This is a genomic window from Streptomyces solicamelliae (assembly GCF_045348655.1).
Lineage (GTDB): Bacteria > Actinomycetota > Actinomycetes > Streptomycetales > Streptomycetaceae > Streptomyces > Streptomyces solicamelliae.
The window spans coordinates 4115864-4142042 of sequence record NZ_CP160404.1 but is presented as its reverse complement, the minus strand read 5'-3'; the positions used below and the strand labels follow the sequence as shown (position 1 = coordinate 4142042).

General features: G+C 70.5%; 21 protein-coding genes. 4 read left to right on the top strand and 17 right to left on the bottom strand.

Going from position 1 to position 26179, the window contains the following annotated elements:
* The first annotated feature begins 13 nt into the window (after nucleotides 1–13).
* Nucleotides 14–1309, top strand: a complete 1296-nt coding sequence (locus tag ABZO31_RS19270) for a M28 family metallopeptidase (RefSeq protein ID WP_406862475.1) — start codon at nucleotides 14–16, stop codon at nucleotides 1307–1309.
* 54 nt (nucleotides 1310–1363) lie between these two features.
* Here ABZO31_RS19270 and ABZO31_RS19265 read toward each other — a convergent pair whose 3' ends face one another.
* Both ABZO31_RS19265 and ABZO31_RS19260 read right to left on the bottom strand, forming a co-directional pair.
* The gene (locus ABZO31_RS19265) at nucleotides 1364–2506 is read right to left on the bottom strand and encodes a LolA family protein (RefSeq protein WP_406862474.1); all 1143 of its coding nucleotides are present in this window, start codon (nucleotides 2504–2506) and stop codon (nucleotides 1364–1366) included.
* Nucleotides 2507–2622: 116 nt separating this feature from the next.
* Nucleotides 2623–3633, bottom strand: coding sequence for a polyprenyl synthetase family protein (locus ABZO31_RS19260; RefSeq protein ID WP_406862473.1), 1011 nt, complete (start codon nucleotides 3631–3633; stop codon nucleotides 2623–2625).
* 179 nt (nucleotides 3634–3812) lie between these two features.
* On the opposite strand from ABZO31_RS19260, the gene ABZO31_RS19255 reads away from it, so the two are divergent.
* Nucleotides 3813–5834, top strand: a complete 2022-nt coding sequence (locus ABZO31_RS19255; RefSeq protein ID WP_406865405.1) for a CocE/NonD family hydrolase — start codon at nucleotides 3813–3815, stop codon at nucleotides 5832–5834.
* A gap of 55 nt (nucleotides 5835–5889) precedes the next feature.
* On the opposite strand, the gene ABZO31_RS19250 is transcribed toward ABZO31_RS19255, so the two are convergent.
* Complete coding sequence (locus ABZO31_RS19250) at nucleotides 5890–7179, bottom strand: peptidase (RefSeq protein ID WP_406862472.1); 1290 nt, start codon at nucleotides 7177–7179, stop codon at nucleotides 5890–5892.
* Nucleotides 7180–7551: 372 nt separating this feature from the next.
* On the opposite strand from ABZO31_RS19250, the gene fahA reads away from it, so the two are divergent.
* Nucleotides 7552–8784 (top strand): fumarylacetoacetase, encoded by a 1233-nt coding sequence (gene fahA / locus ABZO31_RS19245; protein WP_406862471.1) that lies wholly within the window; start codon nucleotides 7552–7554, stop codon nucleotides 8782–8784.
* Nucleotides 8785–8843: 59 nt separating this feature from the next.
* Here fahA and nuoN read toward each other — a convergent pair whose 3' ends face one another.
* The 14 genes from nuoN to ABZO31_RS19175 are packed head-to-tail and all read right to left on the bottom strand — an operon-like array spanning nucleotide 8844 to nucleotide 24600.
* Complete coding sequence (gene nuoN, locus ABZO31_RS19240) at nucleotides 8844–10493, bottom strand: NADH-quinone oxidoreductase subunit NuoN (RefSeq protein ID WP_406862470.1); 1650 nt, start codon at nucleotides 10491–10493, stop codon at nucleotides 8844–8846.
* Complete coding sequence (locus ABZO31_RS19235; protein ID WP_406865404.1) at nucleotides 10490–12100, bottom strand: NADH-quinone oxidoreductase subunit M; 1611 nt, start codon at nucleotides 12098–12100, stop codon at nucleotides 10490–10492. The genes nuoN and ABZO31_RS19235 overlap by 4 nt, the downstream gene beginning before the upstream one ends.
* 23 nt (nucleotides 12101–12123) lie before the next feature.
* The gene (gene nuoL / locus ABZO31_RS19230) at nucleotides 12124–14019 is read right to left on the bottom strand and encodes an NADH-quinone oxidoreductase subunit L (protein ID WP_406862469.1); all 1896 of its coding nucleotides are present in this window, start codon (nucleotides 14017–14019) and stop codon (nucleotides 12124–12126) included.
* 11 nt (nucleotides 14020–14030) lie between these two features.
* Nucleotides 14031–14330: an NADH-quinone oxidoreductase subunit NuoK gene (nuoK, locus tag ABZO31_RS19225; protein WP_393646107.1), complete on the bottom strand. Its 300-nt coding sequence runs from the start codon at nucleotides 14328–14330 to the stop codon at nucleotides 14031–14033.
* Entirely contained in the window at nucleotides 14327–15154 is an 828-nt protein-coding gene (locus ABZO31_RS19220) for an NADH-quinone oxidoreductase subunit J (protein ID WP_406862468.1), read from the bottom strand. The genes nuoK and ABZO31_RS19220 overlap by 4 nt, the downstream gene beginning before the upstream one ends.
* Nucleotides 15151–15729, bottom strand: coding sequence for an NADH-quinone oxidoreductase subunit NuoI (gene nuoI / locus ABZO31_RS19215; RefSeq protein WP_406862467.1), 579 nt, complete (start codon nucleotides 15727–15729; stop codon nucleotides 15151–15153). The genes ABZO31_RS19220 and nuoI overlap by 4 nt, the downstream gene beginning before the upstream one ends.
* Nucleotides 15722–17083 (bottom strand): NADH-quinone oxidoreductase subunit NuoH, encoded by a 1362-nt coding sequence (gene nuoH / locus ABZO31_RS19210; protein WP_406862466.1) that lies wholly within the window; start codon nucleotides 17081–17083, stop codon nucleotides 15722–15724. The genes nuoI and nuoH overlap by 8 nt, the downstream gene beginning before the upstream one ends.
* A complete protein-coding gene (locus ABZO31_RS19205; protein WP_406862465.1) occupies nucleotides 17080–19524 on the bottom strand; it encodes an NADH-quinone oxidoreductase subunit G in 2445 nt (814 codons plus the stop codon). Before ABZO31_RS19205 ends, nuoH begins: the two co-directional genes overlap by 4 nt.
* The gene (nuoF, locus tag ABZO31_RS19200; RefSeq protein ID WP_406862464.1) at nucleotides 19521–20870 is read right to left on the bottom strand and encodes an NADH-quinone oxidoreductase subunit NuoF; all 1350 of its coding nucleotides are present in this window, start codon (nucleotides 20868–20870) and stop codon (nucleotides 19521–19523) included. The genes ABZO31_RS19205 and nuoF overlap by 4 nt, the downstream gene beginning before the upstream one ends.
* A complete protein-coding gene (gene nuoE, locus ABZO31_RS19195; protein ID WP_406862463.1) occupies nucleotides 20870–21622 on the bottom strand; it encodes an NADH-quinone oxidoreductase subunit NuoE in 753 nt (250 codons plus the stop codon). Before nuoE ends, nuoF begins: the two co-directional genes overlap by 1 nt.
* Nucleotides 21619–22944: an NADH-quinone oxidoreductase subunit D gene (locus ABZO31_RS19190; protein ID WP_406862462.1), complete on the bottom strand. Its 1326-nt coding sequence runs from the start codon at nucleotides 22942–22944 to the stop codon at nucleotides 21619–21621. The genes nuoE and ABZO31_RS19190 overlap by 4 nt, the downstream gene beginning before the upstream one ends.
* Nucleotides 22941–23672 (bottom strand): NADH-quinone oxidoreductase subunit C, encoded by a 732-nt coding sequence (locus ABZO31_RS19185; RefSeq protein WP_406862461.1) that lies wholly within the window; start codon nucleotides 23670–23672, stop codon nucleotides 22941–22943. The genes ABZO31_RS19190 and ABZO31_RS19185 overlap by 4 nt, the downstream gene beginning before the upstream one ends.
* Nucleotides 23669–24223, bottom strand: coding sequence for a NuoB/complex I 20 kDa subunit family protein (locus ABZO31_RS19180; protein WP_406862460.1), 555 nt, complete (start codon nucleotides 24221–24223; stop codon nucleotides 23669–23671). Before ABZO31_RS19180 ends, ABZO31_RS19185 begins: the two co-directional genes overlap by 4 nt.
* Nucleotides 24224–24240: 17 nt before the next feature.
* Complete coding sequence (locus ABZO31_RS19175; RefSeq protein ID WP_030494815.1) at nucleotides 24241–24600, bottom strand: NADH-quinone oxidoreductase subunit A; 360 nt, start codon at nucleotides 24598–24600, stop codon at nucleotides 24241–24243.
* A gap of 690 nt (nucleotides 24601–25290) precedes the next feature.
* Between ABZO31_RS19175 and ABZO31_RS19170 the strand changes: the two genes are divergently transcribed.
* Complete coding sequence (locus ABZO31_RS19170; RefSeq protein WP_406862459.1) at nucleotides 25291–26088, top strand: C40 family peptidase; 798 nt, start codon at nucleotides 25291–25293, stop codon at nucleotides 26086–26088.
* The last annotated feature ends 91 nt before the right edge of the window (nucleotides 26089–26179 follow it).

The window sequence follows — 26179 nt, the reverse complement described above, 5'->3', positions numbered from 1 at the left end:
CCGGAGCCCCCACATGAACCTCTCCGTTCCCAGACGTGTCGGCGCGCTCGCGGCGGTCGCCGCTCTCGCCGCCACCGCTCTCGCCGGAAGCACCGCGAACGCGGCGCCCACCCTCGCGGCGCCCGACATCCCCGTCGCCAACGTCAAGCAGCACCTCGCCGATCTGCAGTCGATCGCCGCCGCCAACGGCGGCAACCGGGCCCACGGGCGCACCGGTTACAAGGCGTCCATCGACTTCGTGAAGGCCAAGCTGGACGCGGCCGGGTACACGACCAGCATTCAGCAGTTCACGTACAACGGGTCCACCGGGTACAACCTCATCGCCGACTGGCCTGGCGGCGATCCCAATCAGGTTGTCATGGCCGGGTCACATCTGGACTCGGTGAGTTCCGGGGCCGGGATCAACGACAACGGTTCGGGTTCGGCTGCCGTTCTGGAGACCGCGCTCGCCGTGTCGCGGGCCGACCTCCAGCCCACCAAGCACCTGCGGTTCGGGTGGTGGGGGGCCGAGGAGCTCGGGCTCGTCGGGTCGAAGTACTACGTGAACCAGCTGCCGACCGCCGAGCGGGCGAAGGTGAGTGCCTATCTGAACTTCGACATGATCGGGTCGCCCAACCCGGGCTACTTCGTCTACGACGACGATCCGGTCATCGAGCAGACCTTCAAGGACTACTTCGCGGGGCTCGGTGTGCCGACCGAGATCGAGACCGAGGGCGACGGGCGCTCGGACCACGCCTCGTTCAAGAACGTCGGCATACCCGTCGGCGGTCTGTTCACCGGCGCCAGCCGGACCAAGACCAGCGCCCAGGTGCAGAAGTGGGGCGGGACGACCACCGCGTTCGACCGGTGCTACCACTCGTCCTGCGACACCACGTCCAACATCAACGACACCGCGCTGGACCGGAACAGTGACGCCGTCGCCCATGCGATCTGGACGCTGAGTGCCGGGTCCACGACGCCGCCCGGGCCGGTCTTCGAGAACACCGCCGACGTCACCGTCCCGGACAACGGGGCCGCGGTGACCTCGACGGTCAACGTCACCGGCATCACCGGCAACGCGCCGAGCACCCTCAAGGTGGACGTGGACATCGTCCACACCTGGATCGGCGACCTGGTCGTCGACCTGGTGGCCCCGGACGGCTCGGTCTACAACCTGCACAACCGGTCCGGCGGCAGCGCCGACAACATCAAGCAGACGTACACCGTCAACGCCTCCAGCGAGGTCGCGAACGGCGCGTGGAAGCTGCGGGTGCAGGACAAGGCCACGTACGACACCGGCTACATCAACGGCTTCAAGCTCACGTTCTGACAGAACTCCCGGGTGGGACGGAGACGCGCGGTCCTGTCCCACCCGGGGTCCCACCTACTTGGCCGCGTTCGCCGCCTTCACCAGGGCGTCCGGGGTGACCGCGCCCACGTACACCTTGCCGTCGTCGGTCATCAGGGCGTTGACCAGCTTGGTCTTGAAGACCGTGCCGGAGCCGAACTTCCCGCTCACCGGGTCGCCGAGCGAGTCCAGGAAGCCCTGGAACTCCTTCGGCGCGTCCTTGGTCTTCGGGGCCGGCTGACCGCTGTCGAAGGCCGCGACGGCCGTCCAGCCCTCGCCGATGACCTCCGGGCCCTTGCCGTTCTTGCCGGCCATGTCGCCGAACAGGCCCTTGGGGAGCTTGTCGGCCTGCGGCTCGTCCTTCTTCGACTCGCCTTCCGTCACCTTCGCGCCCTCGGGGACCTTGAAGGTGTCGGCGGCGGGCTTCGCGAAGTCCACCTTGGTGAAGCCCGCGTCCAGGACCGCCTTGCCGCCGGAGGTGGAGGCGAGGGTGAACTTCAGCGGCACGCCGTTCTGCGCGTCCACCGCGATCTTCACCGACTCGACGGTCGAGCCGCTCTGCTTCGGCTTGATCACCAGCTGGTACGCGTCGCGGCCGGCCACCCGGGCGGTGCCGTCGACGGTGATCGAGGTGGTCGTGCCGGCCGCCTTCAGGACCTCGTCCGCGAGTTCCTTGGGGGTGCCCGGAAGGTCTTCCTTCCGCTGCTTCTCGTGCGGGGTCGCGTCCTTCTCGTGGACCGCCTCGCCGGACGTGCTGTCGTAGGCCCACACGTCGGCGCCGTTGTGGATCAGGCTGTACTCGTCCTTGCCGTCCAGGACGGTCAGGCGCTGCTTCTCCGGGCCGTCGGCGGCCACCCTCAGGGTGTGCGTGCCGGAGGCCAGCTCGGTCAGCTTCTCGGTCGGATCGGTCGACGGGGTACCGGACTTGGCGTCCGAGCCGCCGATGCCGGCGAGGCCCGCGAAGGACGGCAGGCCCAGGTCGGTCTCGACCTTGACCGTGCCGGAGAGGGTCTGGGTCTCCGAGGCGGCGATCTTCTCGATGAGCTGCTGGGCGGTGATCTCGGGCAGCTCGGGGTCCCCGGACGCCGCCAGGGCCGGGACGAGCCCGATGGTCGCCGCGGCCACTCCGGCCACCGCGACCGGCACGAGGTAACGGCTCGCCTTACGAGTTGTTGCCATGGTCTGTCCTACCTCCGTGGTCGATGACTCCATCTGACCAAAACGGCGGCGCGGAATCGTCAGACTGCGGAAGCAACCTGGCGTACTGCTCCGGGATGACCCGACCCTGAGAGGCCCTAGCCCGCGCGGTGGACCACCGCATCGCAGAGCTCGGCGAGCGCCGACTTCGCGTACCCCTCGGGCAACGGCGACAGCATGGCGCGAGCCTCCTCGGCGAACCGGACGGTGTCCCGGCGGGCCTGCTCCAGCGACGGGTGGACCCGCAGCCGGCGGAGCAGCTCCGCGTGCCGGGCGTCGTCCGTGAGGTCGCCGTCGACCATGGCGACGAGCTCCAGGTCCTCCGGGCGGCCGTGGGCCGCGGCGGCGGCACGCAGGTGCAGCACCGGGAGCGTGGGGATGCCCTCGCGCAGGTCGGTGCCCGGGGTCTTGCCGGACTCGTGCGAGTCGGAGGCGATGTCGAGCACGTCGTCGGCGAGCTGGAAGGCGACGCCGAGCCGCTCGCCGTACTGGGTGAGGATGTCGATGACCCTCTCGTCCGCACCGGACTCTATGGCGCCGAGGCGGCAGGAGACCGCCACCAGCGAGCCGGTCTTGCCGCCGAGGACGTCGAGGTAGTGCTCGATCGGGTCGCGGCCGTCACGGGGGCCGGCGGTCTCCAGGATCTGGCCGGTCACCAGGCGTTCGAACGCCTCCGCCTGGATGCGGACGGCGTCGGGGCCGAGGTCCGCCAGGATGTGCGAGGCGCGGGCGAAGAGGAAGTCGCCCGTGAGGACGGCGACCGAGTTGTCCCAGCGGCTGTTGGCGCTGGGCACGCCGCGCCGCACGTCCGCCTCGTCCATGACGTCGTCGTGGTACAGCGTGGCCAGGTGGGTGAGCTCGACGACGACGGCGGCGGGGACGACGCCCGGCGCGTACGGGTCGCCGAACTGCGCCGCGAGCATCACGAGCAGCGGCCGGAAGCGCTTCCCGCCGGCCCTGACCAGGTGCTGCGCGGCCTCCGTGATGAACGGCACCTCGCTCTTGGTGGCTTCGAGGAGGCCGGCCTCCACCGCTGCCAATCCGGTCTGGACATCGGCCTCAAGAGCCTGGTCCCGCACGCTCAGCCCGAACGGCCCGACGACGGTCACGAGGGGGTCTCCTGTCTGCTGACGCCTGGTGTGGATCACACGGATTGTCGACGTGTCGCTGGATTCACTCAAGTCAGCGTATCCGGTCGCGTTTCGATCACCGTGAGCGCCTGCCCAGCACCGCCGGTATGTTCGTGATCGACTTAATCGACCAGGAGCGTCCCGCTATGACCGGAAGCATCAGCATCCGCCGCGACTTCCCGTACGAGACGGTCCACGACGACGTCCGCGTCCCCCTGCCGGACGGCACCCTGTTGTACGCACGCGTCTGGCGGCCGGTCACGGACGAGCCCGTCCCCGCCCTCCTGGAGTATCTCCCGTACCGGCTCACCGACTGGACGGCGCCCCGCGACGCGCAGCGGCATCCCTGGTACGCGGGACACGGCTACGCCTCCGTACGGGTCGACCTGCGCGGACACGGCAACAGCGAGGGTCTGCCCGGCGCGCCGCACGACGCGACCGAGCTGGCCGACGCCGTCGCGGTGGTGGAGTGGCTCGCCGGGCAGCCGTGGTGCACCGGCCGGGTCGGCATGTTCGGCGGCGCCTGGGGCGGCCTGGCCGCGCTCCGGGTCGCCGCGCTCGCCCCGGAGGCGCTGCGGGCCGTGGTCGCCGTCTGCGCCGGCGACGACCCCTACGAGGACGGCGTCCACTACAAGGGCGGCTCCGTGCTGGCCGCCGGGTTGCCCGCGCACTCCGCGGCCCTGCTGGCCTGCGTCTGCCGGCCGCCGGACCCGGTGTACGCGGGCGAGGGCTGGCGCGAGCTGTGGCTGCGCCGCCTGGAGGCGGTACGGCCCTGCGCGCACCTCTGGCTGGCCCACCAGACGCGCGACGACCACTGGCGGGCCGCGGCGGTCCGGGAGGACCTGGGCGACGTACGGGCGGCCGTGCTGGCCGTCGGCGGCACGCAGGACCCGTACCGCAACGCCGTGCTGCGGCTGGTGGAGGCGCTGCCGCAGGACCGGGTGCGCGGGATCCTCGGCCCCTGGTCGCACCAGTACCCGGACCGGGGGCTGCCGCCCGGCCCGTCGATCGGCTTCCTGCAGGAGACGCTGCGCTGGTGGGACCGGCATCTGAAGGGCATCACGGCATCCGATGGCGCCTCCGGCGCGGGCGACGTGATGGCGGAGCCCCTGCTGCGGTCCTGGATCACCTCCTCGCACCCGCCGGCCACGGTGTACGAGGAGCTGCCGGGGCGCTGGGCGGCGGACCCGTCGTGGCCGTCGCCGTACGTCGCGCCGGTCCGGTACGCGCTGGGCGGGGCGCCGGTGCCGGTGCGCTCGCCGCAGCACACCGGCCTGGACGCGGGGCGGCTGCTGCCGCGCGGCCAGGACGCCGATCTGCCGCCGGACCAGCGGGACGAGGACGCCGGCTCGGCCTGCTTCGACGTCCCGGTCCCGGCGGAGGGCCCCGCCCTGGAGATCCTGGGCCGGCCGCGGGCCGTGCTCGTGCTGCGTTGCGCCGCGCCGACCGGTCAGGTGGCCGTCCGGCTCTGCGACGTGGCCCCGGACGGGGCGTCGACCCTGGTCACCCGGGGCGTGCTCAACCTGGCCGCGCGGTCCGGGACCGACCGCACGGTGGAGGTGCGGCCCGGCGAGACCGTGGAGGCGGTGATCGACCTGGACGCCGCCGGGCACGCCTTCGCCCCCGGCCACCGGGTCCGGCTCGCGGTCTCCTCCGCGTACTGGCCCTGGATCTGGCCACAGCCGGACGCCGCGGGGTTCACCCTCGACCCGGCCGGCTCCTCGCTGACCCTGCCGGTCCGCTCGCACACCGGGGACGCGGTGGAGTTCGAGCCCCCGGAACACGCCGAACCGCTGGAGGTGGTGATCCCGGCGACCCTGGAGGAGGCCCGCCCGGAGCGCCTGGTGGTCCGCGACGTGGCGAAGGACGAGTGGCGTCTGGAGGCCGTACCGCCCGAGGCGGGCACCCGCGTGCACCCGGACGGTCTGGAGGTGACCGAGGAGGCCCTGGAGACCGCCGTGATCACCGCCGACGACCCGCTGTCCGCCCGCACCCGCTCCGACTGGACCGTCCGCCTCCACCGCCCCGACACCGCCTGGGACGTCCGCGTCACCACGCACTCGACCCTCACCTGCGACGCGGACACGTTCACCGCGACGGACGAGGTGATCTGCACGGAGGGCCGGGAGGTGGTCTTCCACCGCACCTGGGAGAAACGCATTCCGCGCACGGCGGGGTGAACGGCGAAGGGCCCGCATCCCCGAGGGAATGCGGGCCCCGCGTCACTCAGCCGGATCAGGCGTCCGAGCCGGCCTTGCGGCGGCGGACGACGACCATCGCGCCGACGCCGAGGGCGACGGCCGCCGCACCCGCCATGGCGATCTGCGGGACGACGTCGCTGGAGCCGGTCTTCGCCAGCGCACCGTTCGTGGTGCCGTTGGTCACCGGGGTGTTGGACGTGCCGCCCTGGGCGGTGTTGCCGTTCGGCTTGCCCGGCTTGCCCTTGGAGTCCTCGACCTTGCCGGGGTTGCTGCCCTTGGCGAGGATCTCGAACTCGTAGTAGTCCAGGTCGGGCGTGCCGCCGCAGGACTCGTCGTTGTTCCAGTAGTCACCGGCGACGAACGCGGCGCCCTGGCCGGCCGGGATCTTCGCGTCGACCTTCAGGCGGAGCTTGACGGTCAGCGAGGACTTGGCCTTCAGCGGGCCGACGTTGCCGATGCCGAACTCGGTCTCGGTCTCGTCGTCGGCGTCCTTCCAGTTCCCGCCGGAGTAGTACTCCAGGTCCAGGTACTTGTCGAGCTCCTTGAGGCCCTTGGTGTCGAAGGCGTGGACGAAGGCGTACGGGTACACCTCGTCCATCTTCTTGTCGGTGCCGTTGGTGACCTTCATGGTGAAGTTCACCGTGGTGCCGCCGACGACCTTGGTGGGCAGACCGTTCACGACGGTGGTGAACTTCGGCTCGGGGACGCACTCCTCGCCCTCGTCCTCACCGCCGTCCTCCTCGGCCTTGGCCTTCTCCAGCTCCGCCTTCGCGGCCTCGAGGGCCTTGAACGCGTCCTCCTTGGCCTTCTTGGCGAGGGACTCGGCACGGACCGCGTTGACGCGCTCGTCGTCGCGGGCGGTCTGCGCGTTCGCCAGCTTGGTGGCGGCGGCCGCGGCCTCGCCGGCGAGCTTCGCGGTGAGGGCCTTGGCCTCCTCCAGCGTCTTCTCGGCGGCGGTCCGGTCCTCGGCCGGCGCGTCGGCCGGGAGGGCGTCCAGCGCGGCCTGGGCCTCGGCCTGCTTGGTCTCGGCGTCCTTCAGGGCGGCGTTGGCCGTGTCGGCCGCCGTCTTCGCCTCGGCGGCGGCCTTGGCGAGGGCGGTGTCGTCCTTCAGGGCCGCCTCGCGGTCGGCGGTGGCCTTGGTGAGGGCGGCGACGGCGGCGTCGTACGCCTTCTGCGCCGCGGCGACGCGGCGCTCCAGCTCTTCGATGGTCGGCTTCTGCTGCTCCTGCTGCGTGGCGGCCGGCTTGGTGTCGGCGAACGCGGGAGCGGCGGAGAGCAGCACGACGGGGGTGGTGACGGCGGCGGCGACCGCCGTGGCGAGCATGCGGCGAATCTTCAAAATCGGAACCTTTTCCTGCTCGGGAAAGGACATACGGCGAAAAGCAGAGGTGTGGGGGTCGCGGTTCGCCGCTGCGGATGATCGGCACGCAGCGGCGACGCGTGATCGTGATGCTATGGCCCCGAGGTGACGTCGAGTCGGGGGTTTTCCGGGGCCCGCGGACCGTCCGGCGGCCGGACCGGGCAGCGAAGCGGAAGAACCCGGACAGTTGCCCACGATCACGCAGGTTTTTCTGTGACGCATGTCATGTTCCCGTCGGGCCGACGAACACGGCGTCCGGCTCATCGGACACTGCCGCCCCGCCCGGCCCTCGTCGTAACGTGTCCCCCACACCCGTGGAAAGCGAGGCAGGGACCGATGACCGAGCAGAGCCCGCTCGATCTGGCCGAGGGCGACCCCTTCGGCCCGCACAACCTTCCGTACGGCGTCTTCAGCACCGCCGACGAGCCCGGCCGGCGCCGGCTCGGCGTCCGCATCGGCGGCCATGTGCTCGACGCGGGGGCCGCGGCGCACGCCCTGGGCTCCCCGTACGCGACCCTGCTCGCGCAGCCGAGCCTCACCCCGCTGCTCGCCGCCGGCCGCACCGCCTGGCGCGACGTGCGCCGGGCGCTGACCGCGTGGGTCACCGTGCCCGCGCACCGCGCCGACATCGAGCCGCTGCTGCACCCGCTGGACGCGGTCACGATGCACCTGCCGTACGAGGTCGCCGACTACGTCGACTTCTACGCCAGCGAGCACCACGCCACGAACGTGGGCCACATGTTCCGGCCCGACGGCGACCCGCTCACGCCCAACTGGAAGCACCTGCCGATCGGGTACCACGGGCGCGCCGGCACCGTCGTGGTCTCCGGCACCGACGTCGTGCGCCCCTGCGGGCAGCGCAAGGCCCCGACCGACCCGGCACCGGTCTTCGGCCCCTCCGTCAAGCTGGACATCGAGGCCGAGGTCGGCTTCGTCGTCGGCGTCCCGTCCGAGCTGGGCACGCCGGTCGCGCTCGGCGACTTCCGGGAGCACGTCTTCGGGCTGAGCCTGCTCAACGACTGGTCGGCCCGCGACGTGCAGGCGTGGGAGTACGTGCCGCTCGGCCCGTTCCTCGGCAAGTCCTTCGCCACCTCTGTCTCCGCCTGGGTGACCCCTCTGGAGGCCCTGGACGCCGCCCGGACCGCCCCGCCGGCCCGCGACTTCCCCCTGCTGCCGTACCTGGACGACTCCGCGGAGGAGGAGCCCGGCGGCTACGACGTGCGGATCACCGTCACCATCAACGGCGAGGTGGTCTCCGAGCCGCCGTTCTCGACGATGTACTGGACGGCCGCCCAGCAGCTCGCCCACATGACGGTCAACGGCGCCTCGCTGCGCACCGGCGACCTGTACGGCTCGGGCACCGTCTCCGGGCCCGAGGTGCACCAGCGCGGCTCGCTCCTGGAGCTGACCTGGAACGGGCGGGACGCCATCGAGCTGCCCACCGGCAAGCGGACGTTCCTCGAGGACGGCGACGAGGTCACCCTGACCGCCTGGGCGCCCGGCCCGGACGGCACCAAGGTCGGCCTCGGCGAGGTCACCGGCCGGATCGCGCCCGCGCGCGAGGTCTGACGGCACGACGAAGGGCCCGGCCCCCGAGGGGGCCGGGCCCTTCGTCGTCCGTACGCCGGCTACCGGACGAACACGCCCGCCTGGCCGGCCAGGTCGAGGAAGTACTGCGGCGCGAGGCCGAGCACCAGCGTGACCGCCACGCCGACCCCGATCGTGGTCATCGTCAGCGGCGAGGGCACGGCGACCGTCGGGCCGTCCGCCTTCGGCTCGCTGAAGAACATCAGCACGATCACCCGGATGTAGAAGAACGCGGCGATCGCCGAGGACACCACGCCGACCACGACCAGCGCGCCCGCGCCGCCCTCCGCGGCCGCCTTGAACACCGCGAACTTGCCGGAGAACCCGGAGGTCAGCGGGATGCCGGCGAAGGCGAGCAGGAAGACCGCGAAGACCGCCGCGACCAGCGGCGAACGGCGGCCCAGACCGGCCCACTTGGACAGGTGGGTGGCCTCGCCGCCGGCGTCCCGGACCAGCGTGACGACCGCGAACGCGCCGATCGTCACGAAGGAGTAGGCCAGCAGGTAGAACAGCACCGACGAGACGCCCGCCGGGGTGGCCGCGATGACACCGGCCAGGATGAACCCGGCGTGCGCGATCGAGGAGTAGGCGAGCAGCCGCTTGATGTCGGTCTGGGTGATCGCGACGATCGCGCCGCCCAGCATCGTGACGATGGCGACGCCCCACATGACGGGTCGCCAGTCCCAGGTGAGACCGGGCAGCACGACGTACAGGACGCGCAGCATCGCGCCGAACGCGGCGACCTTGGTGGCCGCGGCCATGAAGCCGGTGACCGGGGTCGGCGCGCCCTGGTAGACGTCCGGGGTCCACATGTGGAACGGCACCGCGCCCACCTTGAACAGCAGGCCCGTCAGCACCATCGCGAAGCCGATGAGCAGCAGCGCGTCGTTGCCCATCGTGGTGGCGAGGGCCGGGTCGACGGAGCCGACGGTGCCGTCGACGACGTTCGCGATGGTGGCGTACGAGACGGAGCCCGCGTAGCCGTACAGCAGGGCGATGCCGAACAGCAGGAAGGCCGAGGAGAAGGCGCCGAGCAGGAAGTACTTCACCGCGGCCTCCTGCGACATCAGCCGCTTGCGGCGGGCGACGGCGCAGAGCAGGTACAGCGGCAGGGAGAAGACCTCCAGGGCGACGAACAGCGTCAGCAGGTCGTTGGCCGCCGGGAAGACCAGCATGCCGGAGACCGCGAACAGCACCAGCGGGAAGACCTCGGTGGTGGTGAACCCGGCCTTCACGGCCGCCTTCTCCTGGTCACTGCCGGGGACGGCGGCGGCCTCGGCGGCGAACGAGTCGACCCGGTGGCCGTGGTCGGCCGGGTCGAGCCGGCGCTCGGCGAAGGTGAACACCGCGACGATCGACGCCAGCAGGATCGTGCCCTGCAGGAACAGCGCCGGTCCGTCGACGGCGATCGCGCCCATGGCGGCGATGCCCGACTTCGTCGTGGCGTTGCCGGTGGCCGCGAGGCCGACGACCGCGGCGAAGGCGGACGCCAGGGCGACCACGCTCAGGAACACCTGGGTGTGGTAGCGGCCCCGGCGTGGCACGAACGCCTCGACGAGGATGCCGACGACCGCCGCGCCGACGACGATGAGGACGGGCGCGAGCTGCCCGTACTCGATCTCGGGGGACGGGATCCGGCCGATGGGCTCGGCCGCCGTCGTCCACAGGCTGTGGACAGCCGTTGTGCTCACTGGGCCGCCTCCACGTTCTGGACCGGCACCTCGGGGCGCGGGTCGGTCTGCTGCACGTCGGACATGGTGTGCTGGACCGCGGGGTTGACGATGTCGGTCAGCGGCTTCGGGAACACCCCGAGGAAGATCAGCAGGGCGATCAGCGGAGCGACCACCGCCAGCTCACGCACCCGCAGGTCGGGCATGGTCCGCACCTCCTCCTTCACCGGGCCCGTCATCGTCCGCTGGTACAGGACGAGGGTGTAGAGCGCGGCGAGGACGATGCCGGTGGTGGCGACGATGCCGGCCACCGGGTACCGGGCGAAGGTGCCGACCAGGACCAGGAACTCGCTGACGAACGGGGCGAGTCCGGGCAGCGACAGGGTGGCCAGACCGCCGATCAGGAAGGTGCCGGCGAGCACCGGGGCGACCTTCTGCACGCCGCCGTAGTCGGCGATGAGCCGGGAGCCGCGGCGCGAGATCAGGAAGCCGGCCACCAGCATCAGCGCGGCCGTCGAGATCCCGTGGTTGACCATGTACAGCGTCGCGCCGGACTGGCCCTGGCTGGTCATCGCGAAGATGCCCATGATGATGAAGCCGAAGTGGGAGATCGAGGCGTAGGCGACCAGGCGCTTGATGTCCCGCTGGCCGACCGCCACCAGGGCCCCGTACACGATGCTGATCAGCGCGAGCACGATGATCGCCGGGGTGGCCCACGTGCTGGCCTCGGGGAACAGGCCGAGGCAGAAGCGGAGCATCGCGAAGGTGCCGACCTTGTCGACCACCGCGGTGATGAGCACGGCGACCGGGGCGGTCGACTCCCCCATCGCGTTGGGCAGCCAGGTGTGCAGCGGCCACAGCGGCGCCTTCACCGCGAAGGCGAAGAAGAAGCCGAGGAACAGCAGCCGTTCGGTGTTGGTCGCCATCTCCAGCGAGCCCTCGGCACGGGCGGCGGCGATCTCGGTGAGCGAGAAGTTCCCCGCGACCACGTACAGCCCGATGACCGCGGCCAGCATGATCAGGCCGCCGACCAGGTTGTAGAGCAGGAACTTGACCGCCGCGTACGAGCGCTGGGCCGCCGCGTTCTCGTCCGTGCCGGTGTGGGCCCGGTCCCCGAAGCCGCCGATGAGGAAGTACATCGGGATGAGCATGGCCTCGAAGAGGATGTAGAAGAGGAAGACGTCGGTGGCCTCGAAGGAGAGGATCACCATCGCCTCGACGGCCAGGATCAGGGCGAAGAAGCCCTGCGTCGGCCGCCAGCGGCTGGACTTCCACGCGGCGGAGCCGCTATTCGATACAGCCAGGGGGTCGGCGTCGTGCCAGCCGGCCAGGATGACGAAGGGGATGAGCACGGCGGTGAGCAGGATCAGCGCCACGGCGATGCCGTCCACGCCGAGTTCGTAGCGGACTCCGAAGTCCTTGATCCAGGAGTACGACTCGACGAACTGGTACCGGTCGCCGCCGGGTTCGAAGTCGAAGGCCACGATCCCGGCGAGCACGAGGGTGACGAGCGAGACGATCAGCGCCAGCCACTTGGCTGCGGTGCGCCGGGCGGCGGGGACGGCGGCGGTGAGCACCGCGCCGGCCGCCGGCACCGCCGCCGTCGCCGTCAGGATCGGGAACCCCACATTGACCATTTCGGACATGGCCGTCACACCGCCCTCATCAGCAGGGTCGCGGCGATCAGCACCGCCGTACCTCCGAACATGGAGACCGCGTACGTCCGCGCATAGCCGTTCTGGAGCTTGCGCAGCCGGCCGGAGAGCCCGCCGACCGAGGCCGCGGTGCCGTTGACCACGCCGTCGACGAGGCTGTGGTCGACGTACACCAGGGACCGGGTCAGATGGGTGCCGCCGCGGACGAACACCACGTGGTTGAAGTCGTCCTGGAGCAGGTCGCGGCGGGCGGCCCGGGTGAGCAGCGAGCCGCGCGGCGCGGTGACCGGGACAGGCTTGCGGCCGTACTGGAGCCAGGCCAGGCCGACGCCGAGCAGCATCACCGCGATCGTGGCACCGGTGATGGCCGCGGCGCCGATCGGCGGGTGGCCGTGCTCGAAGCCGGTGACCGGCTCCAGCCAGGTGACGAACCGGTCGCCGATCCCGAAGATGCCGCCCGCGAACACGGACCCGAAGGCCAGCAGGATCATCGGCACCGTCATGGTCTTGGGCGACTCGTGCGGGTGCGGCAGCTCGCCCTTCTCGTCGGGCTGCCAGCGCTTCTCGCCGAAGAAGGTCATCAGCATCACGCGCGTCATGTAGAACGCGGTGATCGCCGCGCCGAGCAGGGCGCAGCCGCCGAGGATCCAGCCCTCGGTGCCGCCCTTGGCGAAGGCCGCCTCGATGATCTTGTCCTTGGAGAAGAAGCCGGACAGGCCCGGGAAGCCGATGATCGCGAGGTAGCCGAGGCCGAAGGTGGCGAAGGTGATCGGCATGTACTTCCGCAGACCGCCGTAACGGCGCATGTCCACCTCGTCGTTCATGCCGTGCATGACCGAGCCGGCCCCGAGGAACAGCCCGGCCTTGAAGAAGCCGTGCGTCACCAGGTGCATGATCGCGAAGGCGTAGCCGATCGGGCCGAGGCCGGCCGCGAGGACCATGTAGCCGATCTGCGACATCGTCGAACCGGCCAGCGCCTTCTTGATGTCGTCCTTCGCGCAACCGACGATCGCACCGAAGAGGAGCGTGACCGCGCCGACCACGGTGACGACGAGCTGCGCGTCCGGGGCGGCGTTGAAGATGTCGGCGGAGCGGACGATCAGGTAGACGCCGGCGGTGACCATGGTGGCCGCGTGGATCAGGGCCGAGACCGGGGTCGGGCCCTCCATCGCGTCCCCGAGCCAGGACTGCAGCGGCACCTGGGCCGACTTGCCGCAGGCGGCGAGGAGCAGCATCAGCGCGATCGCGGTCAGCTTGCCCTCGGACGTCGCCTCCGTCGCACCCAGCACCGGGCCGAAGGCGAAGGTGCCGAAGGTGGTGAACATCAGCATGATCGCGATCGACAGGCCCATGTCGCCGACCCGGTTGACCAGGAATGCCTTCTTGGCGGCGGTGGCCGCGCTGGGCTTGTGCTGCCAGAAGCCGATCAGGAGGTACGAGGCGAGGCCCACGCCCTCCCAGCCGACGTACAGCAGCAGGTAGTTGTCGGCCAGCACCAGGATCAGCATGGCCGCGAGGAACAGATTCAGATAGCCGAAGAAGCGGCGGCGGCGCTCGTCGTGCTCCATGTACCCGACCGAGTACAGATGGATGAGCGAGCCGACACCGGTGATCAGCAGGACGAAGGTCATCGACAGCTGGTCGAGCTGGAAGCCGACGTCGGCCTGGAAGCCCTCGACCGGGATCCAGCTGTACAGGGTGGTCTGCAGCGTCCGGTCGTCGGCCGGCTTGCCGAGCATGTCGGCGAAGAGCACCAGGCCGAGGACGAAGGACGTGGCCGCGAGCAGCGTGCCGAGCCAGTGCCCGGCCCGGTCGAGCCGCCGTCCCCCGCAGAGCAGCACCACCGCTCCGATCAGGGGCGCCGCGACGAGCAGCGCAATCAGGTTCTCCACGATTCAGCCCCTCACAGCTTCATCAGGCTGGCGTCGTCGACCGAGGCCGAGTGGCGGGAACGGAACAGCGACACGATGATCGCGAGGCCGACCACGACCTCGGCGGCGGCGACGACCATCGTGAAGAACGCGATGACCTGGCCGTCGAGGTTGCCGTGCATCCGGGAGAAGGTCACGAACGCGAGGTTGCAGGCGTTGAGCATGAGCTCGACGCACATGAAGACCACGATCGCGTTCCGCCGGATCAGCACGCCTGCCGCGCCGATGGTGAACAACAGGGCGGCGAGATAGAGATAGTTGACCGGATTCACCGGGTGGCCTCCTCTTCGTCCCGGTCGCGGCCGAGCCGCTCCTCGGAGCGCTGTTCCAGCGCCTTGAGATCGGCCAGCGCCTCGCCGGACACGTCCCGGACCTGGCCCCGCCTGCGCAGGGTCTGCATCACGGTCAGCTCGGACGGGGTGCCGTCGGGCAGCAGACCGGCGACGTCCACGGCGTTGTGCCGGGCGTAGACGCCGGGGGCGGGCAGCGGCGGCACCTGCGTGCCGCGCCGTACGCGCTGCTCGGCCAGCTCGCGCTGGGTGCGGGCCTTCTCGGTGCGCTCCCGGTGGGTGAGCACCATCGCGCCGACGGCCGCGGTGATGAGCAGCGCGCCGGTGATCTCGAAGGCGAAGACGTACTTGGTGAAGATCAGGGCGGCGAGGCCCTCGACGTTGCCGCCCTGGGCGGCGTTGGCCGCGCCGAGTCCGGCGAACTCCTGCAGCGAGGCGTTGCCGATGCCGGCGGCGAGCAGGATGCCGAAGCCGAGGCCGCAGAGAGCGGCCCACCAGCGCTGGCCCCTGAGGGTCTCCTTCAGCGAGTCGGCGGCCGTGACGCCGACCAGCATGACCACGAAGAGGAACAGCATCATGATCGCGCCGGTGTAGACGACGATCTGCACGATGCCGAGGAAGTACGCGCCGTTGGCCAGGTAGAACACGGCCAGGACGATCATGGTTCCGGCGAGGCAGAGGGCACTGTGCACGGCCCTGCGCATCAGGATCGTGCCCAGGGCGCCGAGCACCGCGACGGTGCCGAGGACCCAGAACTGGAACGCCTCGCCCGTGGAGGTCGTGGCGGCGGCGAGCGCGGCGCTCATGCGTCCACCTCTTCCGCTTCGCCCTGCTCCCCCTTGGACACGGCGACCTGACGGACCGTCCCCGGCGCGGCGCCGGTGACGAGGCCCCGGTAGTAGTCCTGCTCGTCCATGCCCGGGAAGATGGCGTGGGGGGTGTCGACCATCTCCTCCTCCAGGCCGGCGAGCAGCTGCTCCTTGGTGAAGATCAGGTTGGCCCGGGAGGAGTCGGCCAGTTCGAACTCGTTGGTCATCGTCAGCGCCCGCGTCGGGCAGGCCTCGATGCACAGCCCGCAGAAGATGCAGCGGGCGTAGTTGATCTGGTAGACGCGGCCGTACCGCTCGCCGGGCGAGTAGCGCTCCTCGTCCGTGTTGTCCGCGCCCTCCACGTAGATGGCGTCGGCCGGACAGGCCCAGGCGCACAGCTCGCAGCCGATGCACTTCTCGAGCCCGTCCGGGTGCCGGTTGAGCTGGTGCCGGCCGTGGAAGCGCGGGGCGGTGGTCTTCCGCTGCTCCGGGTACTGCTCCGTCAGCCGCTTCTTGAACATGGCCTTGAAGGTCACGCCGAAGCCGGCCACCGGATTCTGGAAATCAGACACCGTCCGTCTCCTTTCCGTCACTCTCGGCAGCAGTATCGGGGCCACCACTGACAATCAGTTCCCGCTCGGCGCGGGGCCGCCTGCGCGGCACCGGCGGGAGGGTCTGTCCGGGCAGCGGCGGTACGGGGTAGCCGCCGGCCATCGGGTCGAACGGGCGGGCGTCCTGGGGCTCGGCCCGGTCCGCCTTCCCCTTGCGGTCGCGGAACATGTCCGCGACGAAGGACAGCAGCAGCACCGCGAGCACGGCCCCGGCCACGTACAGCACGATCGTCTGGAAGTCGTAGTTCTCGTTGCGCAGCGCCCGGACGGTGGCGACCAGCATCAGCCAGACCACGGAGACCGGGATGAGGACCTTCCAGCCGAGCTTCATCAGCTGGTCGTAGCGGACGCGGGGCAGCGTGCCGCGCAGCCAGATGAAGAAGAACAGCAGCAGCTGCACCTTGAGGACGAACCAGAGGAGCGGCCACCAGCCGTGGTTGGCGCCCTCCCAGAACGTGGAGATCGGCCAGGGGGCGCGCCAGCCGCCCAGGAAGAGCGTCACCGACACCGCGGAGACCGTCACCATGTTCACGTACTCGGCGAGCATGAACATCGCGAACTTGATGGACGAGTACTCGGTGTTGAAGCCGCCGACGAGGTCGCCCTCGGACTCCGGCATGTCGAACGGGGCGCGGTTGGTCTCGCCGACCATCGTGACGATGTAGATGATGAACGACACCGGCAGCAGGACGATGAACCAGCGGTCGGCCTGGGCCTCGACGATCGCCGAGGTCGACATCGACCCGGAGTAGAGGAAGACCGAGGCGAACGCGGCGCCCATGGCGATCTCGTACGAGATCATCTGCGCGCAGGAGCGGAGGCCGCCGAGCAGCGGGTACGTGGAGCCGGAGGACCAGCCGGCGAGCACGATGCCGTAGATGCCGACCGAGGCGATGGCGAGCACGTACAGCATCGCGATCGGCAGGTCGGTCAGCTGCATCGCGGTCCGGTGGCCGAAGATCGACACCTCGTTGCCGGACGGCCCGAACGGGATCACGGCGATCGCCATGAAGGCGGGGATCGCGGCGATGACCGGCGCGAGGACGTACACGACCTTGTCCGCGCGGCGGACGATCACGTCCTCCTTGAGCATCAGCTTCACGCCGTCCGCGAGGGACTGCAGGAAGCCCCAGGGGCCGTGGCGGTTGGGGCCGATGCGCAGCTGCATCCAGGCGACGACCTTGCGCTCCCACACGATGGAGAACAGCACGGTCACCATCAGGAAGGCGAAGCAGAACACCGCCTTGATCAGGACGAGCCACCAGGGGTCCGTCCCGAACATGGACAGGTCTTCCGCGGCGAGCGGCGTGTTCATGCCTGCACCTCCTTCGACGTCGCCGGGGTCGCCGGGCCGATGCGGACCGGGGCGCCGGGGCGGGCGCCCAGGGTGTCCAGGACCGCGGAGCCGGGCGAGTTGAGTGGGAGCCAGACCACGCGGTCGGGCATCTCGGTGACCTGGAGCGGGAGTGCGACCGTGCCGGACGGGCCGGTCACCGCGAGGACGTCGCCGTCCTTCACGCCCGCGTCGCCGGCCGTCGCCTCCGACAGCCGCGCGACCGCCGCGTGGCGGGTGCCCGCCAGGGCCGCGTCGCCCTCCTGGAGCCGCCCCAGGTCGAGCAGCAGCCGGTGGCCGGCCAGGACGGCCTCGCCGTCGCCGGGCCGGGCCGCGGGTACGGCGGGCTCGGCGGGCGCGGAGGCCCGCTCGCCGTCCCAGCCGCCGAGCCGGTCCAGCTCGCGCCGGGCGGAGCGCAGGTCGGGCAGGCCCAGGTGCGCGTCGAGCGCGTCCGCGAGCATGTGCAGCACGCGCAGATCGGTCGGCGCGAGCGGCCGGGTCATCTGCTCGGGCTTCAGCGCGGCCTCGAACAGCCGGGCCCTGCCCTCCCAGTTGAGGTACGTGCCGGCCTTCTCCGCGGCCGCGGCGACCGGCAGCACCACGTCGGCCCGCTCGGTCACCTCGCCCGGCCGCAGTTCGAGCGACACCACGAACGCGGCCTCGAGCGCCTCGCGCGCCCGCGCCGGGTCCGGCAGGTCGCCGACCTCGACGCCGCCGACGAGCAGCGCGCCGAGCTCTCCGGTGGCCGCGGCCTCCACGATCTGGCCGGTGCTCCGGCCGTAGCCGTGCGGGAGTTCGCGGACGCCCCACGCGCCCGCGACCTCCTCCCGGGCCCGCGGATCGGTCGCCGGACGGCCGCCGGGCAGCAGCGACGGGATCGCGCCCGCCTCCAGCGCGCCCCGCTCGCCTGCCCGGCGCGGGATCCACACCAGGCGTGCCCCGGTGGCCGTGGCCAGCCGGACCGCCGCGGTCAGCGCGCCGGGCACTCCGGCGAGCCGCTCGCCGACGGCGATCACGGCGCCTTCCGTGCGCAGCGCCTCGGCCGCCTCGACGCCCGGGCCCTCCAGGCCGGTACCGGCCGCGAGCGCGTCCAGCCACTCGGCCTCGGTGCCGGGCGCGGCGGGCAGCAGCGTGCCGCCGGCCTTCGTCAGGCCGCGCGTGGCGAACGCCGCGAGCCCGTACGTCTTCTGGCCCTTCTTCCGCCAGGCCTTCCGCAGCCGCAGGAAGACCCCGGGGGCCTCCTCCTCGGCCTCCAGTCCGGCGAGCAGCACGGCCGGTGCGGCCTCCAGCGAGGTGTACGTGACGCCCGTACCGTCCAGGTCCCGGCCCCGCCCCGCGACGGCCGAGGCCAGGAAGTCGGCCTCCTCGCTGGAGTGGATCCGGGCCCGGAAGTCGACGTCGTTGGTGTCGAGCGCGACCCGGGCGAACTTGGCGTACGCGTACGCGTCCTCGACCGTGAGCCGCCCGCCGGCCAGCACGCCGGTCCGTCCGCGGACCAGCCCGCGGGCCGCCGCCTCCAGGGCCTCCGGCCAGGAAGCGGACTCCAGGTGGCCGGACTCCGGGTTGCGCACCAGGGGCGTGGTCAGCCGGTCGCGCTGCTGCGCGTACCGGAACGCGAACCGCCCCTTGTCGCAGATCCACTCCTCGTTGACCTCGAGGTCCTCGGCGGCGAGCCGGCGCATCACCTTGCCGCGGCGGTGGTCGGTCCGGGTCGCGCAGCCGCCCGCGCAGTGCTCGCAGACGCTCGGCGAGGACACCAGGTCGAAGGGGCGGGAGCGGAACCGGTACGCCGCCGAGGTCAGCGCGCCGACCGGGCAGATCTGGATGGTGTTGCCGGAGAAGTACGACTCGAACGGGTCGCCCTCGCCGGTGCCGACCTGCTGCAGCGCACCGCGCTCGATCAGCTCGATCATCGGGTCGCCGGCGACCTGGTTGGAGAACCGGGTGCAGCGGGCGCACAGGACGCACCGCTCGCGGTCGAGCAGCACCTGCGTGGAGATCGGCACCGGCTTCTCGTACGTCCGCTTCTTCCCCTCAAAGCGGGACTCGGCCTGGCCGTGCGACATCGCCTGGTTCTGCAGCGGGCACTCGCCGCCCTTGTCGCAGACCGGGCAGTCCAGCGGGTGGTTGATGAGCAGCAGCTCCATCACGCCGTGCTGTGCCTTCTCCGCGACCGGCGACGTCAGCTGCGACTTGACCACCATGCCGTCGGTGCAGGTGATCGTGCAGGACGCCATCGGCTTGCGCTGGCCCTCGACCTCGACGATGCACTGGCGGCAGGCGCCGGCCGGGTCGAGGAGCGGGTGGTCGCAGAACCGCGGGATCTCGATGCCGAGCTGCTCGGCGGCGCGGATGACCAGGGTCCCCTTGGGGACGGAGATCTCGATGCCGTCGATGGTCAGCGAGACGAGGTCCTCCGTCATGCGGTCACCTCCTTGTGGTTGTCCGCCCAGGCGGTCGACTTGGCCGGGTCGAAGGGGCAGCCCCGGCCGGTGATGTGCTGCTCGTACTCCTCGCGGAAGTACTTCAGCGAGGAGAAGATCGGGGAGGCGGCGCCGTCTCCGAGCGCACAGAACGACTTGCCGTTGATGTTGTCGGCGATGTCGTTCAGCTTGTCGAGGTCGGACATCACGCCCTTGCCGGCCTCGATGTCGCGCAGCAGCTGGACCAGCCAGTACGTGCCCTCGCGGCACGGCGTGCACTTGCCGCAGGACTCGTGCGCGTAGAACTCGGTCCACCGGGTGACCGCGCGGACCACGCAGGTGGTCTCGTCGAAGCACTGCAGGGCCTTGGTGCCGAGCATGGAACCGGCCGCGCCGACGCCCTCGTAGTCCAGCGGGACGTCGAGGTGCTCGTCGGTGAACATCGGGGTCGAGGAGCCGCCCGGGGTCCAGAACTTGAGCCGGTGCCCGGGCCGCATCCCGCCGCTCATGTCGAGCAGCTGACGGAGCGTGATGCCGAGCGGGGCCTCGTACTGGCCGGGCGAGGCGACGTGGCCGCTGAGCGAGTAGAGCGTGAAGCCGGGGGACTTCTCGCTGCCCATCGACCTGAACCAGTCCTTGCCCTTGTTCAGGATCGCGGGAACGGAGGCGATGGACTCGACGTTGTTCACCACGGTGGGGCAGGCGTACAGACCGGCGACCGCGGGGAAGGGGGGACGCAGCCGGGGCTGGCCGCGGCGCCCTTCCAGCGAGTCGAGCAGCGCGGTCTCCTCGCCGCAGATGTACGCGCCCGCGCCCGCGTGCACGGTGAGTTCGAGGTCGAGTCCGCTGCCGAGGACGTCGCGGCCGAGGTACCCGGCCTCGTACGCCTCGCGGACCGCCTCGTGCAGCCGCCGCAGCACGGGGACGACCTCGCCGCGCAGATAGATGAAGGCATGGTTCGAGCGGATCGCGTAGCAGGCGATCACGATGCCCTCGATGAGGGAGTGCGGGTTGGCGAAGAGCAGCGGGATGTCCTTGCAGGTCCCGGGCTCGGACTCGTCCGCGTTGACGACGAGGTAGTGGGGCTTGCCGTCGCCCTGCGGGATGAACTGCCACTTCATCCCGGTGGGGAAGCCGGCGCCGCCGCGGCCGCGCAGACCGGAGTCCTTGACGTACGCGATGACGTCGTCCGGCGACATGGCGAGCGCCTTCTTCAGGCCCTCGTAGCCCTCGTGCCGCTTGTACGTCTCCAGCGTCCAGGCGTTCGGCTGGTCCCAGAACGCCGAGAGCACGGGCGCGAGCAGCTTCTCGGGGCTGCTGTTGTCGATCTCGGGTGCCAAGGTCATCACTCCCCCTCCCCACTGGCTGCTTCGCCGCGGGGGTGGCCGATCTTGCGGTGCGGGGATTCGCCCTTGGCCAGGCGCAGCCCGACGAGCGAGGCGGGTCCGGCGCCTCCGGTGGCCTCGACCGCGCCCTCGCGCGTGTCGGGGAAGCCGGCCAGGATGCGCGCGGTCTCCTTGAAGGTGCACAGCGGGGCGCCGCGGGTGGGCTCGACGGTCCGGCCGGCCCGCAGATCATCCACCAGCTGCTTCGCCGACTGGGGGGTCTGGTTGTCGAAGAACTCCCAGTTGACCATCACCACCGGCGCGAAGTCGCAGGCCGCGTTGCACTCGATGTGCTCCAGCGTCACCTTGCCGTCCTCGGTGGTGTCGCCGGCGCCGTGGCCGCCGACGCCGAGGTGCTCCTGCAGGGCCTCGTAGATGGCGTCGCCGCCCATGACCGCGCAGAGCGTGTTGGTGCAGACGCCCACCTGGTAGTCGCCCGAGGGCTTGCGCCGGTACATGGTGTAAAAGGTGGCGACGGCGGTGACCTCGGCCGTCGTCAGGTCCAGCATCTCGGCGCAGAACTGCATGCCGGTACGCGTGACGTGCCCCTCCTCGGACTGCACCAGGTGCAGCATCGGCAGCAGCGCGGAGCGGGACCCCGGGTAGCGCGCGATGATCTCGCGGGCGTCCGCCTCCAGCCGGGCCCGGACGTCGTCCGGGTACGCGGGGGCGGGCAGCTGGGGCATCCCGAGACTGGTGTGTCCGTCCGTCATCGGTCGACGCCTCCCATCACGGGGTCGATGGACGCGACCGCGACGATGACGTCGGCGACCTGGCCGCCTTCGCACATCGCGGCCATGGCCTGGAGGTTGGTGAACGAGGGGTCGCGGAAGTGGACCCGGTAGGGGCGGGTCCCGCCGTCGGAGACGACGTGCGCGCCGAGTTCGCCCTTGGGCGACTCGACGGCCGCGTACGCCTGGCCGGGCGGGACCCGGAAGCCCTCGGTCACCAGCTTGAAGTGGTGGATCAGGGCCTCCATGGAGGTGCCCATGATCTTCTTGATGTGGTCGAGGGAGTTGCCGAGGCCGTCCACGCCGAGCGCGAGCTGGGCGGGCCAGGCGATCTTCTTGTCCGCGACCATGACCGCGCCGGGCTCCAGCCGGTCGAGGCACTGCTCGACGATCCGCAGCGACTGGCGCATCTCCTCGAGGCGGACGAGGAAGCGGCCGTAGGCGTCGCAGGTGTCGGCGGTCGGCACGTCGAACTCGTAGTTCTCGTAGCCGCAGTACGGGTCGGTCTTGCGCAGGTCGTGCGGGAGGCCCGCGGAGCGCAGGATCGGTCCGGTGGCGCCCAGCGCCATGCAGCCGGTGAGGTCGAGGTAGCCGACGTCCTGCATGCGGGCCTTGAAGATGGGGTTGCCGGTGGCGAGCTTGTCGTACTCCGGCAGGTTCTTCTTCATGGTCTTCACGAATTCGCGCACCGCGTCGACCGCACCGGGCGGGAGGTCCTGGGCGAGGCCGCCGGGTCGGATGAACGCGTGGTTCATGCGCAGGCCGGTGATCAGCTCGTACAGGTCCAGGATCAGCTCGCGGTCCCGGAAGCCGTAGATCATGATCGTGGTGGCGCCGAGCTCCATGCCGCCGGTGGCGATGCAGACCAGGTGCGAGGAGAGCCGGTTGAGCTCCATCAGCAGGACGCGGATGATGCTCGCCCGGTCCGGGATCTGGTCGGTGATGCCGAGCAGCTTCTCGACGCCCAGGCAGTACGCCGTCTCGTTGTAGAACGAGGTGAGGTAGTCCATGCGGGTGACGAAGGTGGTGCCCTGCGTCCAGGTCCGGTACTCGAGGTTCTTCTCGATGCCGGTGTGCAGGTAGCCGATGCCGCAGCGGGCCTCGGTGACGGTCTCGCCGTCGATCTCCAGGATCAGCCGGAGCACGCCGTGGGTGGACGGGTGCTGGGGACCCATGTTGACGATGATGCGCTCGTCGTCGGCCTTGGCGGCGGACTCGACGACCTCTTCCCAGTCGCCGCCGGTGACCGTGTAGACGGTCCCCTCGGTGGTGTCGCGTGCTGACGATGCGTTGGGGCTGGTCACGAGTACGACCTCCGCTGGTCCGGAGCCGGGATCTGGGCGCCCTTGTACTCGACGGCGATGCCGCCGAGGGGGTAGTCCTTGCGCTGCGGGTGGCCCTGCCAGTCGTCCGGCATCATGATCCGGGTGAGGGCGGGGTGGCCGTCGAAGACGATGCCGAAGAAGTCGTACGTCTCGCGCTCGTGCCAGTCGTTGGTCGGATAGACCGCGACCAGCGAGGGGATGTGCGGGTCGGCGTCGGGGGCCGAGACCTCCAGGCGGATCAGCCGGCCGTGGGTGAGTGAGCGCAGGTGGTAGACGGCGTGCAGCTCGCGGCCCTTGTCGCCGAGGTAGTGGACGCCGGAGACGCCGGTGCAGAGCTCGAAGCGGAGCGCCGGGTCGTCACGCAGGGTGCGGGCCACGCGGACGAGGTGCTCGCGCTCGATGTGGAAGGTCAGCTCGCCGCGGTCGACGACGGTCTTCTCGATCGCGTTGCCGGGGACCAGTCCCTGTTCTTCGAGCGCGCCCTCTAGTTCGTCCGCGACCTCGTCGAAGTATCCGCCGTACGGGCGGGTGGCCGGTCCCGGCAGGCGCACGGAGCGGACCAGGCCGCCGTACCCGGAGGTGTCGCCGCCGTTGTTCGCGCCGAACATGCCGCGCTGGCGGCGGACCTCCTCACCGTGCTCGCCGCGCTGCCCGGGCAGGTTCTGCGCGCTGAGGTCCTTCTCGGGGTTGGGGGTCTCGTCACTCACCGCATGAGGCCCTTCAGCTCGATGGTCGGCAGGGCCTTGAGCGCCGCCTCCTCCGCCTCGCGGGCCGCCTCCTCGGCGTTCACGCCCAGCTTGGAGTTCTGGATCTTCTGGTGGAGCTTGAGGATCGCGTCCATCAGCATCTCCGGGCGGGGCGGACAACCCGGCAGATAGATGTCAACCGGCACAATGTGATCCACACCCTGCACAATCGCGTAATTGTTGAACATTCCGCCCGACGATGCGCAAACCCCCATGGAGATCACCCACTTGGGATTGGGCATCTGGTCGTAGACCTGCCGCAGGACCGGCGCCATCTTCTGGCTGACCCGGCCGGCCACGATCATCAGATCGGCCTGGCGCGGGGAGCCGCGGAAGACCTCCATGCCGAAGCGCGCCAGGTCGTAACGGCCGGCGCCGGTGGTCATCATCTCGATGGCGCAGCAGGCGAGGCCGAAGGTCGCGGGGAAGACGGAGGCCTTCCGGACCCAGCCCGCGGCCTGTTCGACGGTGGTCAGCAGGAAGCCGCTCGGCAGTTTCTCTTCGAGTCCCATGGGTGCTCCTCAGCCCCTCAGTCCCATTCCAGGCCGCCGCGCCGCCACACGTAGGCGTAGGCGACGAAGACGGTGAGCACGAAGAGCAGCATCTCCACGAGCCCGAAAAGCCCCAGGGCGTCGAAGGTGACGGCCCAGGGGTAGAGGAAGACGATCTCGATGTCGAAGACGATGAAGAGCATCGCCGTCAGGTAGTACTTGATCGGGAAGCGGCCGCCGCCGGCCGGAGTGGGCGTCGGCTCGATACCGCACTCATAGGCCTCAAGCTTGGCCCGGTTGTACCGTTTTGGGCCGATCAGCGTGGCCATGACCACGGAGAAGATCGCAAACCCTGCGCCGAGGGCGCCGAGCACGAGGATGGGCGCGTACGCATTCACGCTCCTCGCTCCTTCCAGTCGTCCTTGACCGTTGGACCGCGGGCTTCCCGTCTCGCCGCCTCGCGAAGATCGTGCACATGTGAGGCAGTTCACAAGCCCGACGCCCCGCATCTTATGCCCGCCCCTCTGTGATCTGCGACACGGGGTACGGGAAGGAGTTTGTGATCTCCACCACCTGACGAAGGATCATGAAGTCGGATGAGCGGTGATCTTGACACCCGAAGCACGCAGGTGATCACCAGATGTGACATCCGGACCGGAAATCGCTGGTCGGAGAGGTGTCGCACTATCAAGCGATGGGCATTACAAGCAAATTGGCGATGGACGAGAACCGGGTGATATAGCGACCCGCCGTCGCCCGGTCGGGGGGTCCGCGGTACAGAAGTGGACGCACGCACTCCTTCGCGAGCCGGGAGCCACCCCTCACGGCCCCTAGGTGTGACCTGCCTCACACATTCCGACCCCGAAAAGAACAGGGCTTGGCCATCGGCGTGAAGGAGTGGTAAGTGCGGGTCAATTCGGACGTTTCGCGGATAACCCTTGTTCAAGGCCCTGATGACACGCGCCCGTATTGTCCGTTGTGCCGTCAATAAGGCCGAGAGAGAAGCGGATTATGGGGTTCCGAACGTAACTGTGGCGCAACACACGTTTCTTGAAGGGAACCCGCAGAGGCTGATAGCGGTTGTCCTCATGTCCCGTACCGCTCACATACCCAGCCACCGGAAGCCCCGCCAGAGCACCTCGAAGCTCGCGCTCCGGGCCGGAGTTGCCGGTGGCGTCCTCAGCACCATCGCGGTGGCCGCCGCTGCCGGTCCGGCGAACGCCGAGCCGGTGACCGAGACCATCGAGATGCCCACCATCGGCTCCCTCGACACCGAGCTGTCGAGCGCCGTCGCGGCCGCCGCAGAGGCCTCCCAGCAGGAGGCCCTGGACCTGGACCTCGCCGTCCAGGAGAACGCCGCCAACGTGCAGGCCGTGAAGGCCGCCAAGAAGGCCAAGGCCGAGGCCGAGCGCAAGGCCGACGCCGAGCGCGCCGAGAAGGCCCGTGAGGCCAAGGAGCGCGCCTCGCGCACCTCCGAGCGCACCGACCTCTCCTCGTACTCCGCGAGCGACTCCTCGACGCCGCAGGCGACCGGCTCCGCCGCCGCGATCGTGGCCTTCGCCCGCGCCCAGGTCGGCGACTCGTACGTCATGGGCAGCACCGGCCCCAACTCCTGGGACTGCTCCGGCCTCGTCCAGGCCGCCTACCGCCAGGCCGGCATCGACCTGCCGCGCATCTCCAGCGACCAGTCGAGCATGGGCCGCTCCGTCTCCCTCGACAACCTGCAGCCCGGCGACATCCTCTACTGGGGCAGCCGCAGCGGCTCGTACCACGTGGCGATCTACGTCGGCGGCGGCAAGTTCGTCGGCGCGCAGAACCCGTCCACCGGTGTCGTCGAGCGCTCCCTGGACTGGGACCAGCCCTCCGGCGCCGTCCGGATCCTCTGATCCTCCCCCAAGCTCTCGGCTTCGCTCGAGCAGGGGGGACCCCCATCCCGCACACCACGACGAAGGGCCTCACTCCTCGGGGGAGTGAGGC